Source organism: Geodermatophilus siccatus (assembly GCF_900103785.1).
GTDB lineage: Bacteria > Actinomycetota > Actinomycetes > Mycobacteriales > Geodermatophilaceae > Geodermatophilus > Geodermatophilus siccatus.
In genome coordinates this window covers 514,306-526,910 of record NZ_FNHE01000001.1, presented here as the reverse complement: position 1 = coordinate 526,910, position 12,605 = coordinate 514,306, and the positions used below count along the sequence as shown (strand labels likewise).

Annotated in this window: 12 protein-coding genes; 7 read left to right on the top strand and 5 right to left on the bottom strand. The window is 72.7% G+C overall.

Annotated elements, in window-relative coordinates:
- The first annotated feature begins 6 nt into the window (after positions 1 to 6).
- The 3 genes from purN to BLS21_RS02385 are packed head-to-tail and all read left to right on the top strand — an operon-like array spanning position 7 to position 2,863.
- Positions 7 to 624 (top strand): phosphoribosylglycinamide formyltransferase, encoded by a 618-nt coding sequence (gene purN, locus BLS21_RS02395; protein ID WP_091213279.1) that lies wholly within the window; start codon positions 7 to 9, stop codon positions 622 to 624.
- Entirely contained in the window at positions 621 to 2,171 is a 1,551-nt protein-coding gene (gene purH, locus BLS21_RS02390) for a bifunctional phosphoribosylaminoimidazolecarboxamide formyltransferase/IMP cyclohydrolase (RefSeq protein WP_091213276.1), read from the top strand. The genes purN and purH overlap by 4 nt, the downstream gene beginning before the upstream one ends.
- A gap of 11 nt (positions 2,172 to 2,182) precedes the next feature.
- Complete coding sequence (locus BLS21_RS02385; protein WP_091213273.1) at positions 2,183 to 2,863, top strand: pentapeptide repeat-containing protein; 681 nt, start codon at positions 2,183 to 2,185, stop codon at positions 2,861 to 2,863.
- A gap of 153 nt (positions 2,864 to 3,016) precedes the next feature.
- Here BLS21_RS02385 and BLS21_RS02380 read toward each other — a convergent pair whose 3' ends face one another.
- A complete protein-coding gene (locus BLS21_RS02380) occupies positions 3,017 to 3,652 on the bottom strand; it encodes a hypothetical protein (protein ID WP_091213270.1) in 636 nt (211 codons plus the stop codon).
- A 99-nt stretch (positions 3,653 to 3,751) separates the two neighbouring features.
- Between BLS21_RS02380 and BLS21_RS02375 the strand changes: the two genes are divergently transcribed.
- Both BLS21_RS02375 and BLS21_RS02370 read left to right on the top strand, forming a co-directional pair.
- The gene (locus BLS21_RS02375; RefSeq protein ID WP_091213267.1) at positions 3,752 to 4,624 is read left to right on the top strand and encodes a bifunctional methylenetetrahydrofolate dehydrogenase/methenyltetrahydrofolate cyclohydrolase; all 873 of its coding nucleotides are present in this window, start codon (positions 3,752 to 3,754) and stop codon (positions 4,622 to 4,624) included.
- A 73-nt stretch (positions 4,625 to 4,697) separates the two neighbouring features.
- Positions 4,698 to 4,997, top strand: coding sequence for a DUF3017 domain-containing protein (locus tag BLS21_RS02370; protein ID WP_091213264.1), 300 nt, complete (start codon positions 4,698 to 4,700; stop codon positions 4,995 to 4,997).
- A gap of 20 nt (positions 4,998 to 5,017) precedes the next feature.
- Here the strand turns inward: BLS21_RS02370 and BLS21_RS02365 are convergent, their stop codons facing one another.
- Together BLS21_RS02365 and BLS21_RS24465 are read right to left on the bottom strand one after the other, a co-directional pair.
- On the bottom strand, positions 5,018 to 5,686 hold the full coding sequence (locus BLS21_RS02365; protein ID WP_139176993.1) for a hypothetical protein: 669 nt from the start codon (positions 5,684 to 5,686) through the stop codon (positions 5,018 to 5,020).
- Between the two features lie 134 nt (positions 5,687 to 5,820).
- A complete protein-coding gene (locus BLS21_RS24465; protein WP_139176992.1) occupies positions 5,821 to 6,474 on the bottom strand; it encodes a hypothetical protein in 654 nt (217 codons plus the stop codon).
- 238 nt (positions 6,475 to 6,712) lie between these two features.
- Between BLS21_RS24465 and mdh the strand changes: the two genes are divergently transcribed.
- Both mdh and BLS21_RS02350 read left to right on the top strand, forming a co-directional pair.
- Entirely contained in the window at positions 6,713 to 7,666 is a 954-nt protein-coding gene (gene mdh, locus BLS21_RS02355) for a malate dehydrogenase (RefSeq protein ID WP_091213256.1), read from the top strand.
- 38 nt (positions 7,667 to 7,704) lie between these two features.
- On the top strand, positions 7,705 to 8,919 hold the full coding sequence (locus BLS21_RS02350) for an NADP-dependent isocitrate dehydrogenase (RefSeq protein ID WP_091213253.1): 1,215 nt from the start codon (positions 7,705 to 7,707) through the stop codon (positions 8,917 to 8,919).
- A gap of 122 nt (positions 8,920 to 9,041) precedes the next feature.
- On the opposite strand, the gene BLS21_RS02345 is transcribed toward BLS21_RS02350, so the two are convergent.
- Positions 9,042 to 11,432, bottom strand: coding sequence for an ATP-binding cassette domain-containing protein (locus BLS21_RS02345; RefSeq protein WP_091213250.1), 2,391 nt, complete (start codon positions 11,430 to 11,432; stop codon positions 9,042 to 9,044).
- 157 nt (positions 11,433 to 11,589) lie between these two features.
- A complete protein-coding gene (locus tag BLS21_RS25700; RefSeq protein WP_245699961.1) occupies positions 11,590 to 12,396 on the bottom strand; it encodes a CAP domain-containing protein in 807 nt (268 codons plus the stop codon).
- Positions 12,397 to 12,605 lie beyond the last annotated feature (209 nt).

Sequence of the window (12,605 nt, the reverse complement as noted above, 5' to 3'; positions counted from 1 at the left end):
GCTGCCGTGCCCGCTCCCGAGACCTCCGCGCGGGCGCGGGTCGTCGTCCTGCTCTCGGGGACCGGGTCGCTGTGCGAGGCGCTGCTGACCGCCGCGGAGGACCCGGGGTACCCGGCCACCGTGGTCGCCGTCGGCAGCGACCGCGACGCCCCGGGGCTCGAGCACGCGCGGCGCCGCGGCATCCCCACCTTCACCTGCGCGCTGTGCGACCACCCCGACCGCGTCGCCTGGGACCGCGCGCTGGCCGCCGCCATCACCGCCCACCGGCCCGACCTGGTCGTCTCCGCCGGGTTCATGAAGATCGTCGGCCCGGCCGTGCTCGACGCCTTCGGCGGGCGGCTGCTCAACACCCACCCCGCGCTGCTGCCGGCCTTCCCCGGCGCGCACGCCGTCCGCGACGCGCTCGCTGCCGGCGTCGACGTCACCGGCAGCACCGTGCACTGGGTGGACGCCGGCGTCGACACCGGACCGGTGCTCGCCCGGCGGGAGGTGCCCGTGCTCCCCGGGGACGACGAGGCCCGGCTGCACGAACGGATCAAGGACGTGGAGCGCGAGCTCCTGGTGGAGACGGTGGCGCGCGTGGTCACCGGCCTCGGCACCGAGACCACGGAGGACCCCCGATGAGCGACCGCACCCCGATCCGCCGCGCCCTGCTCGGCGTCTACGACAAGACCGGCATCGAGGAGCTGGCCCGCGGTCTCGCCGACGCCGGCGTCGAGCTGGTGAGCACCGGCGCGACCGCCCGCCGGATCGCCGACGCCGGGGTGCCGGTCACCCCGGTCGAGCAGGTCACCGGCTTCCCCGAGTGCCTGGACGGGCGGGTCAAGACGCTGCACCCGGCCGTGCACGCCGGCATCCTGGCCGACCGTCGCAGGCCCGAGCACGTGCAGCAGCTCGGGGAGCTCGGCATCGCGCCGTTCGACCTCGTCGTCGTCAACCTCTACCCGTTCACCGAGACGGTGGCCTCCGGCGCCGGCCAGGACGAGTGCGTGGAGCAGATCGACATCGGCGGGCCGGCCATGGTCCGCGCGTCGGCCAAGAACCACCCCTCGGTGGCCGTCGTCGTCGACCCGGCCCGTTACGGCGACGTCCTCGCCGCCGTCGCCGCCGGGGGCTTCACCCTGGCCGAGCGGCAGTCGCTGGCCGCGGCGGCCTTCCGGCACACCGCCGACTACGACATCGCCGTCGCCTCCTGGCTGGGCAACGTCGTCGCCCCCGACGACGACTCGGGCTTCCCGGCCTGGGTCGCCGCCGGCTGGCAGCGCGCCGACGTGCTGCGCTACGGCGAGAACCCGCACCAGCGGGCGGCGCTCTACCGCAGCGGCCGGCCCGGGCTGGCCCACGCCGAGCAGCTGCACGGCAAGCAGATGTCCTACAACAACTACGTCGACACCGACGCCGCCTGGCGGGCCGCGCACGACCACGCCGACCCCTGCGTGGCGATCATCAAGCACGCGAACCCCTGCGGCATCGCCGTCGGCACCGACATCGCCGCGGCCCACCGCAAGGCGCACGCGTGCGACCCGGTCTCGGCCTTCGGCGGCGTGATCGCGGCCAACCGCGAGGTGGACCTCACCATGGCCGAGCAGGTGGCCGAGGTGTTCACCGAGGTCGTCGTGGCGCCGTCCTTCACCGAGGACGCGCTGCAGGTGCTCACCGCGAAGAAGAACATCCGGCTGCTGCGGCTGGGCGAGGTGGCCCCGCCGGCGACCGAGATGCGCCCGATCAGCGGCGGGCTGCTGCTCCAGAGCGTCGACCGCATCGACGCTCCCGGCGACGACCCCACGACCTGGACCCTCGCCACCGGCGAGCCGCTGGACGCCGCCGGCCTCGACGACCTGGTGTTCGCCTGGCGCGCGGTGCGCGCGGTGAAGAGCAACGCCATCCTCCTGGCCCACGACAAGGCCACGGTCGGCGTCGGCATGGGCCAGGTGAACCGGGTGGACTCCGCGCGGCTGGCCGTCGCGCGGGCGGGGGAGCGGGCCGCCGGCTCGGTCGCCGCCTCCGACGCGTTCTTCCCCTTCGCCGACGGTCTCCAGGTGCTGCTCGACGCCGGCGTCCGGGCGGTCGTGCAGCCCGGCGGGTCGGTGCGCGACGAGGAGGTCGTCGCGGCCGCGGCCGCCGCCGGCATCCCGCTCTACCTGACCGGGACCCGCCACTTCGCCCACTGAGGAAGGACCCCGTGCCCCCCACACCTCGCGAGCTCGGCGCGGGTCCCTGCACGGGGCCACGTCACACGTCCCGCCCGCACCTGACGCCGCCCGAGGCCGGCGCCGTCGTCGAGGGCGCGGACCTCGCGCGGGTCGACTGGTGGGGCACCGAGCTCGACGGCGTCACCTTCACCCGCTGCCGCTTCGAGGACGCCGGGCTGGAGGAGCTGGTCACCCGGCGGTGCGTCTTCGACTCGTGCGTGCTCACCGGGGTGCGGATGGGCGGTGCCCAGCACCTGGGGACGGCGTTCCTCTCCTGCCGCTTCGACCGCGCCCGGCTGTTCGACGTCACCTGGGACGGCTGCAAGCTCACCGGCTCGCAGTTCCCCGGCGCGCAGCTGCGCCCGATGACCACGATCGACGGCGACTGGAGCTGGACGTCGCTGCGCGGCGCCGACCTCTCCGGGCTCGTGCTGGCCGGTCAGCGGTTCCGGGAGGCCGACCTGACCGGTGCCGACCTGCGCGAGTGCGACCTCACCGGCGCCGACCTGGACCGGGCCCGGCTGCAGGGCGCGAAGCTGCGCGGGGCCGACCTGCGCGGCGCCTCGACCGACGCGGTCGACTGGCGGGCGTTCGAGCTGACCGGCGTGCGGCTCGACCTGGCGCAGGCCGTCCAGGTCGCCCGCGCCCACGGCGCCCTCGTCGTGGATTGACGCGAGCGACGCCGCGGGACGGCAGACGCCCTGCGAGGCGGCGCGAGGAGTGGCGGCCGGAGGCTCCCGCGATCGAGCGTCGGCAGGGCTCCACGCCACAGGGGGAGGGCGCCTGGCCGCGGTGCGGTCCGGTTGGACCGCAGCGTCATCCCCTCACCTCCAGCGGGGGCCGGTGAAGAGGGCCTTCAGCGCGCCGAGCAGGCCGAGCACCGGGACGGCCACGGCGAACCAGAAGCCGGTGTCGATGGTGGCGGGGTCCCAGCCCTCGGCGGCCAGCGGCACCAGGACCCCGGCTCCGGCCACCAGGCTGACCAGCAGCGCCAGCACCCCGAGGAAGCGGTGCGTGTGGGCCGGGAGGACGACGAGCAGTCCCAGCAGGAACAGCACCGCGCCACCCAGGACGACGGCCATCGGCTGCCAGAACCCGGTGCCGAACAGCGCCGCGACGCCACCGTCGGCGGCGTCGTCCCACCCGCGGCGGACCAGGTCCCAGCCGGTCAGGTCGCTCCCCGGGAGCCAGCGCAGCAGCAGGCTGACCCCCGCGGCGATGCCGGCCAGGAGCAGCAACAGGCTGGCCAGGCTGTCCGAGCGCCGCACGCGGACCGGCGTGGTCGAGTACTCCGGGGCCGGGCGCGGGGCGTACCCCGGAGGCGGCGGAGGTGGGCCGGGGGCGTAGCCGGGACCGGCCCCGATCGGGGCGGCCACGGGCTGGATGCCGGGGATCGTCTGTTCCCGCCAGTCATCGGTGCCTCGCGTCCCGGCGGCTGGGGACTGCTCGCGCTCGCTCATCTGCACTCCTCGCGCAACAGCGGGCGCGGGAGGCGCCCGCACCTGCGAGCCTAGGGCGGGGTGGCTCACGCCGGACCCCTCTCCGGCAGACTGTCGGCCGTGCAGGCGACGACTCTCGACGGCAAGGCCACCGCAGCAGCCATCCGCGCCGAGCTGACCGAGCGGGTCGCTGCCCTGACCGCGGCCGGCCACCGGCCGGGCCTGGGCACGCTGCTCGTCGGCGACGACCCCGGCAGCCGCTGGTACGTCAACGCCAAGCACGCGGACTGCGCCCAGGTCGGCATCGCGAGCATCCAGCGCGAGCTGCCCGCGACCGCGACGCAGGCCGACGTCCTCGCCGTCGTCGACGAGCTGAACGCCGACCCGGACTGCACCGGCTACATCGTCCAGCTGCCGCTGCCGCGGGGCATCGAGGAGAGCGCCGTCCTCGAGCGGATGGACCCGGCCAAGGACGCCGACGGCCTGCACCCGGTCAACCTCGGCCGGCTGGTGCTCAACGTCCCGGGCCCGCTGCCGTGCACGCCGGTCGGCATCGTCGAGCTGCTGCGCCGCCACGACGTCCCGATCGCCGGCGCCGAGGTCGTCGTCGTCGGCCGCGGCATCACCGTCGGCCGGCCGCTGGGCCTGCTGCTCACCCGCCGGACCGAGAACGCCACCGTGACGCTGTGCCACACCGGTACCCGCGACCTGGCCGCGCACCTGCGCGCCGCCGACATCGTGGTCGCCGCAGCCGGCGTCCCGGGCCTGGTCACGAAGGACGTGGTCAAGCCCGGCGCCGCAGTCCTCGACGTCGGCGTCAGCCGGGTCGACGGCAAGATCGCCGGAGACGTCGCCCCGGACGTCGTCGAGGTCGCGGGCCACGTCGCCCCGAACCCCGGCGGGGTGGGCCCGATGACCCGGGCGATGCTGTTGCGGAACGTCGTCCTGGCCGCCGAGCAGGCCGCCGCCGCGGACGTCCTCTCCGCGTCGTGACCGAGCTCGCGAGGTCACGCGGGGACGGACCGACGCGCGGAACGCGGCCGACGAGCGCCGGCGAGGAGACCGGGTGACGCGCCCGCCGCTCTACACCCGCCGGCCGTTCCTGGCCGGTCTGCTGCGGCAGCTGCCACTGCTGGCGGTGTTGCTCGCGGTGGGCGTCGGGCTGCTCATGGTCACCTTCGAGCACTGGCGGCGGGGGCTGGTCGTCGTCGGGCTGGCGCTGGTCGGCGCCGGGGTGCTGCGGCTGTCGCTCCCGCTGCGTCGGCTCGGCTTCCTGGCCGTCCGCAGCCGTCCGGTCGACGTCGTCCTGCTGGTCGGCGTCGGGATCACGCTGACCGCCTTCGCGCTGGCCATCCCGGGCGCCTGAGGCTGACCTGGTCCCGAGCCTCAGTCCGTCGGCAGGGACGAGACCCCGATGTCCCGGAGCGACCCGGTCAGGAGGTCGCCCCCCAGTACCGTCACGAAGCAGCGCGGTCCCGCGGGTCCTCGTGAACTGCCGACCTGCAACCGGCCCGTGAACCGGGTCGGTGGCGCATCCAGGTAGCGGGTCGCGAGTTCCTCGCAGTCGACTGCGTCGTCCGTCGGGGGTTCCGTGGACACCCATTCACCTGTGTGCGGGGCCGCGCACGACACGTCCTGCTGACCGGTCCGGTCGTCGATGCACGATCTCCACGCGTCGTCATCCGGTCCCTGGAGGACGCCGGCTGCGGGCAGATCGTCGGGTGCCCCCGCAGGGGGAGAGACGACGCAGGCGGCACTGCCTGAGACGTCGACACGTCGGGGCGTCGCCCTGACGATGTCAACGGTGGGGTTTCCGCCCAGGTACGTGAGGAGGGCGCTGTCGTCACAGTCATCGAGCGCGAACACCTCGTATCCGTGTTCGACGTCGCATCGCGTCATCGAGGTGAGCCCTGGATCGAGGCAGTCGCCGACCTCCAGGGCGGTGAGCGGTGCACGAGAGGCCTCGCTCTGCTGGGGGGCGGTGCTCGTCACCCCTGAGGGCGGCGTCTGAGCAGTCGTGGGGCCCTTCCCGGGGGGCCAGATCGTGAGGAACAAGGTCACGATGGTGGCGATCGCGGCCAGGACCCCGAGTACCTCGGCGATGACCTTCCACGGGGTCCTCGGACCGGCGCGGCCTGCGGAGGCGCTCTGGCGAGTCGCGGAGGGCTCACGCGCCATACGTCGTCTCCTCAGGTGACGACGAGCTTCTCGACCACCGCGGTGGCTTGGCTGCTGCTCGACCCGCAGTCCTCGTCCTCGTCGTCCAGGAAAATCCTGACGCGCAACGCGTTGACCCCCTCGATGTTCAGGTCAGAGATGGTGACGACCTCGTTGAACGGGATCTTCTGGATGTCCAGCGGCTTGTCGTTCCCCTCCACGACCACGACGAGCGTCTGATCGGAGTCCTGGGACGAGTTGGCTTGCGCGACGTTCATGCTCAGGGTCGTGAAGCGGTTCGCCAGGCGGAACTCCAGTCGGGGTGAGTAGTCCCCTTGATCTCCACAGCTCGTCACGGGCGCGCCCATGGCTCGGACGTCGGTCCGGTCGGCGACTTCGTACAGGCCCTCCTCCCATTCGGGATAGGAGGACTGTGCATCCGCGAGACCCAAGGGCTGTCCGACCCTGTCGGTCGGGACCGAGCCCGGGCTCGTCGATGCCGGAGCGCTCGACGGTGGTTCGGTGCTCGGTGAGGCGCTGCTGTCATCGGGTTGGCTGGTCGGCGCTTCGGCCGTCACGGTGACCGTCGGCGCGGTCGGTGCGGCTCCGGTCCCGCTCGCCCCGCAGCCGCTCAGTGCGATGCACAGGACGGCCGCGACGGCGAGTGAGCTGCGCTGTCGATCCACGTTTCCCCCGTCCGTGTGACTGAGCTCACGGCAGCGTAGCGCTCCGGAACCTCTCCGTGACGAACCCCGCGCATGGCAGAGCGACGTGCTGGGGCGACCCGCCGCCGTCCGGTGGACGTCGTCCTGCTGGTCGGCGCCGGGGGCACGCCGACCGCCTCCGCGCCGGCGATCCCGGGCGAGTGAGGTGGCGGATCACCCGACCGGGCGCGGGGCCCGGCCCAGCGATAGGTTGGCCGCCATGGCAGAGCAGCCCAGGAACGGCAAGGTGACCGTCGTCGGTGCCGGGTTCTACGGCTCGACCACCGCCCTCCGACTCGCGGAGTACGACGTCTTCGAGACCGTCGTGCTCACCGACATCGTCGAGGGCAAGCCCGAGGGCCTGGCCCTCGACATGAACCAGTCCCGCCCCATCGAGGGCTTCGAGACGAAGGTCGTCGGCGTCGGCGGCGGGTCCTACGAGGGCACCGAGGGCTCCGACGTCGTCGTCATCACCGCGGGCCTGCCCCGCAAGCCCGGCATGAGCCGGATGGACCTCATCGAGACCAACGCCAAGATCGTGCGTCAGGTCGCGGAGAACATCGCGCAGACCTCGCCGGACGCCGTGGTCATCGTGGTGTCCAACCCGCTGGACGAGATGACCGCCCTGGCCCAGCTGGCCACCGGCTTCCCCAAGAACCGGGTGATGGGCCAGGCCGGCATGCTCGACACCGCCCGGTTCACCAACAACGTCGCCGAGGAGCTCGGCGTCCCGGTGGGCTCGGTGCGCACCCTGACCCTCGGCTCGCACGGCGACACGATGGTGCCGGTGCCCTCGCGCTGCACCGTCGACGGCAAGCCGCTGTCCGACGTCCTGCCGGCCGACCGCATCGAGCACCTCGTGGACCGGACCCGCAACGGCGGCGCCGAGGTCGTGGCGCTGCTCAAGACCGGCTCGGCCTACTACGCCCCGTCCGCGGCCGCCGCGCGCATGGCACGTGCGGTCATGGACGACTCCGGTGCGGTCATGCCGGTGTGTGCCTGGGTCGACGGCGAGTACGGCATCTCCGGGGTCTACCTCGGGGTCGAGGCCGAGATCGGCCGCGAGGGCGTGCGCCGGGTGGTCGAGGGTGACCTGACCGAGAGCGAGCTGGCCGGGCTGCGCGAGGCGGCCGAGGCCGTGCGCGCCAAGCAGGCCGACGTAGCCGACCTCTGAGCCGAACCGGCTCGGAGCATGTAGAGAGGGACCCGCACGTGGCAAAGATCAAGGTCGAGGGAACCGTCGTCGAGCTCGACGGCGACGAGATGACCCGGATCATCTGGCAGTTCATCAAGGACCAGCTGATCCTCCCGTATCTCGACGTCAACCTCGAGTACTACGACCTGGGCATCGAGAAGCGCGACGAGACCGACGACCAGATCACCGTCGACGCCGCCAACGCGATCAAGCAGCACGGTGTCGGGGTCAAGTGCGCGACGATCACCCCGGACGAGGCCCGCGTCGAGGAGTTCGGCCTCAAGAAGATGTGGCGGTCCCCGAACGGGACGATCCGCAACATCCTCGGCGGCGTCATCTTCCGCGAGCCGATCATCATGCAGAACGTGCCGCGGCTGGTGCCGGGCTGGACCAAGCCGATCGTCGTCGGCCGTCACGCCTTCGGTGACCAGTACCGCGCCACCGACTTCCGCTTCCCCGGCGAGGGCACCCTGACGGTGACCTTCACGCCCAAGGACGGCTCCGCGCCGATCGAGCACGAGGTCTTCCAGGCGCCCGGCGCCGGTGTCGCGCTGGCCATGTACAACCTCGACGAGTCGATCCGCGACTTCGCCCGGGCCTCGATGAACTACGGCCTGCAGCGCGGCTACCCGGTCTACCTCTCCACCAAGAACACGATCCTCAAGGCCTACGACGGCCGGTTCAAGGACCTGTTCGCCGAGGTCTTCGAGGCGGAGTTCAAGGACCAGTTCGAGCAGGCCGGCATCACCTACGAGCACCGGCTCATCGACGACATGGTCGCCGCGTCCCTCAAGTGGGAGGGCGGCTACGTCTGGGCCTGCAAGAACTACGACGGCGACGTCCAGTCCGACACCGTGGCACAGGGCTTCGGCTCGCTGGGCCTGATGACCTCGGTGCTGATGAGCCCGGACGGGCGCACCGTCGAGGCCGAGGCCGCCCACGGCACGGTGACCCGCCACTTCCGGCAGCACCAGCAGGGCAAGGAGACGTCGACCAACCCGATCGCGTCGATCTTCGCCTGGACCCGGGGTCTGGCCCACCGCGGCAAGCTGGACAACACCCCCGAGGTGACCCGCTTCGCGGAGACCCTGGAGAAGGTCTGCATCGACACCGTCGAGAGCGGCCAGATGACCAAGGACCTCGCGCTGCTGATCTCCAAGGACCAGCCGTGGCTGACCACCCAGGACTTCCTGGCGGCCATCGACGGCAACCTGCAGAAGGCCATGGCGTAAAGGAGGACCACCCTTCACCCCCACGCCTCGCAGGCTCGGCGCGGGACCCTGAAGGGTGACCGTTCCAGCACGTCACCAGGCGCAGCGGCCCCCTCACCTCGTGGTGAGGGGGCCGCCGTGCGTCAGGCGACGTAGGCCGCGAGGTGCTCGCCGGTGAGGGTGGAGCGGGCGGCGACGAGGTCGGCGGGTGTGCCCTCGAAGACCACCCGGCCGCCGTCGTGGCCGGCGCCGGGGCCCAGGTCGATGATCCAGTCGGCGTGTGCCATGACCGCCTGGTGGTGCTCGATGACGACGACGGACTTCCCGGAGTCGACGAGCCGGTCGAGCAGGCGGAGCAGGTTCTCGACGTCGGCGAGGTGCAGGCCCGTCGTGGGCTCGTCGAGCACGTAGACGCTGCCCTTGTCGGCCATCTGGGCGGCCAGCTTCAGGCGCTGCCGCTCGCCGCCGGACAGCGTCGTCAGCGGCTGACCCAGGCTGAGGTAGCCGAGCCCGACGTCGGCGAGCCGGTCGAGGATCACGTGCGCGGCCGGCGTGCGCGCCGCACCGGAGCCGAGGAAGTCCTCCGCCTCGGTCACCGACATCGCGAGCACCTCGGCGATGTTGCGGCCGCCGAGGGTGTGCTCGAGCACCGAGGCCTGGAACCGCCTGCCCTCGCACTCCTCGCAGGTCGACTCGACGGTGGCCATGACGCCCAGCTCGGTGTAGATGACGCCGGCGCCTCTGCAGGCGGGACAGGCGCCCTCCGAGTTCGAGCTGAACAGCGCGGGCTTCACGCCGGTGGCCTTGGCGAACGCCTTGCGGATGGGCTCGAGCAGTCCGGTGTACGTCGCGGGGTTGCTCCGCCGCGAGCCGCGGATGGCCCCCTGGTCGACCACCACCACGCCGTCCCGGGGCGCCACCGACCCGTTGATGAGCGAGCTCTTCCCGGAGCCGGCGACGCCGGTGAGCACCACCAGGACGCCGAGCGGGATGTCGACGTCGACGTCGTGGAGGTTGTGGGTGTCCGCGCCGCGCACCTGGAGGGCTCCGGAGGGGGTGCGCACCGACGGCTTCAGGGACACCCGGTGGTCGAGGTGCCGGCCGGTCAGCGTGCCGCTCCCCCGGAGCCCGCCGACGGTGCCCTCGAAGACCACCTCCCCGCCGCCGGTTCCGGCACCCGGGCCCAGGTCGACGACGTGGTCGGCGATCGCGATCGTCTCCGGCTTGTGCTCGACGACGAGCACCGTGTTGCCCTTGTCCCGCAGTTGCAGGAGCAGGTCGTTCATCCGCTCGATGTCGTGGGGGTGCAGCCCGATCGTGGGCTCGTCGAAGACGTAGGTGACGTCGGTGAGCGCCGAGCCGAGGTGGCGGATCATCTTGGTGCGCTGCGCCTCGCCCCCGGAGAGCGTGCCGGCCGGCCGGTCGAGGGAGAGGTAGCCCAGTCCGATCTCCGCGAACGAGTCGAGCAGGTGCTGGAGCGCGGTGAGCAGCGGCGCCACCGACGGCTCGTCGAGGTCCCGCACCCAGCCGGCCAGGTCGCTGATCTGCATGGCGCAGACGTCGGCGATGTTCTTGCCGCCGATCCTCGACGACCGGGCCTCCGGGGTGAGCCGCGTTCCGTCGCACTCGGGGCAGGTCTGGAACGTGATCACCCGCTCCACGAAGCGCCGGACGTGCGGCTGCAGCGCGTCGACGTCCTTGGAGAGCATGGACTTCTGGACCTTGGGGATCACGCCCTCGTAGGTGAGGTTGATGCCCTCGACCTTGATCTTCGTCGGCTCCTTGTAGAGGAGGTCGTCCATCTCCTTCCTCGTGTACTTCCCGATCGGCTTGTCCAGGTCCAGGCCGATGCCCTGGAAGAGGCGGCCGTACCACCCGTCCATGCTGTAGCCCGGGACCATCAGGCCGCCCTCGTTCAGCGACTTCGACTCGTCGTAGAGGGCCGCGAGGTCGAAGTCGGAGACCGAGCCCATGCCCTCGCAGCGCGGGCACATGCCACCCGTGTAGACGACGTCGCGCACCACGTTCTTCTCGACGCGGCCGCCGGCCTTCTCCGTGCTCATCACCCCGCTCGCCTTGCGCGTGGGGACGTTGAACGAGAACGCCGTCGGCGGACCGACGTGCGGCTGCCCGAGCCGGCTGAAGAGGATCCGGAGCATCGCGTTGGCGTCGGTGGCGGTGCCGACGGTCGAGCGGGGGTTGGCTCCCATCCGCTCCTGGTCGACGAGGATCGCCGTCGTCAGGCCTTCCAGCAGGTCGACCTCCGGCCGCGACAGCGAGGGCATGAAGCCCTGCACGAACGCGCTGTAGGTCTCGTTGATCAGCCGCTGCGACTCCGCGGCGATCGTGTCGAAGACCAGCGAGCTCTTGCCCGAGCCGGAGACGCCGGTGAACACGGTCAGCCGGCGCTTCGGGATCTCGACGCTGACGTCCTTGAGGTTGTTCACGCGCGCGCCGAGCACGCGGATCAGGTCGTGGCTGTCGGCGGCGTGCACTGCCGGCGGCTGCGTGTCCGTCCTCGTGGCCGAGCTCATCGTGTCTCCGTCCGTCCGTCGGGCGAGTCCGCCTCCGCGATCGCGGCGACGGTCTGCTGTCTACCGGATCGACGGAGCCGGCCGGCCCGGTATGACACCCGTTCGGCGGACACCCGCCCCGGCCGTGCGGCGAGCCTGCAGGTGGCCGGGGCTTCTCTCAGACGCCGAAGAGCTGGGTCCACCAGGGGCCGCCGGGGCCCTCGGCGACGCCCACCCCGAGCTTCGTCAGCTCGCAGTCGAGGATGTTCGCGCGGTGGCCCGGGCTCTCCAGCCAGGCCTCCATCACCGCGGTCGCGTCGGCCTGGCCGAAGGCGATGTTCTCGGCCCGCGAGTGGTCGACACCGGCCTGCTCGGCCCGGTCGAAGGGGGACAGGCCCTCCGGGCTGGTGTGCGAGAAGTAGTCGCGGTCGCGCATGTCCGCACTGTGCGCCCGAGCCACCGCGGCCAGCGCCGGATCGGCGGTCAGGGCACCGCAGCCGGCGTCGACCCGGGCCTCGTTGACCAGCGCGAGCACCGCGGCCTCCGCGGTGGGGTCCGCGGGCACGGCGGCCCGGGCCACCGGTGCCGGCGCGGTCTCCGCTTCCACGGCGGGCGCCTCGGCCGGGGACTCGCCCGCCGGCTCCTCGACGGGGACGGCGCGCTCCGACGCCTCGGCCGGCGCGGACCCGGTCGCGGGTGCCGACGTGCCCACCGGGGACGGCGCCTCCACCGACGACGGAGCGGCGGGCGCCGCGGCCGGGGTCTGCGGTGCCGGGGCGCCGTCGACGCCCATCCGCACGAGGGGGTCGTCCACCCACCCGCCGGAGGACGACCCGCCCGAGCCGACCGCGTCGGCGGCGCTGCCGGCGGCAGTCGGGGTCGACTCGAGCGCCACCGGCTCGGTGAAGCTGGTCACGGCGCCGGACACCATGGGCACACCGACCGTCACGACGGCGACGGCGCCGGCCACGAGGAGCAGGGGCACCAGGCGCGGGAGCCGGAGGAGGCGAGCCCACCGGGAGAGCGCTGCGGCGATGCGGGAAGAGAGCGGCGGACCCGCCGGCATGTGGTGCACGAGTGGTGGTCCTCACCAGGTGCTAGATCACGAATCGTTACTCTGGCAAGAGTAGCCGTACGCGGAGTGTGATCGGCAGTGGGAGGTGGCCGAGGTCACTGTGGGCCGGTCGACCCGGC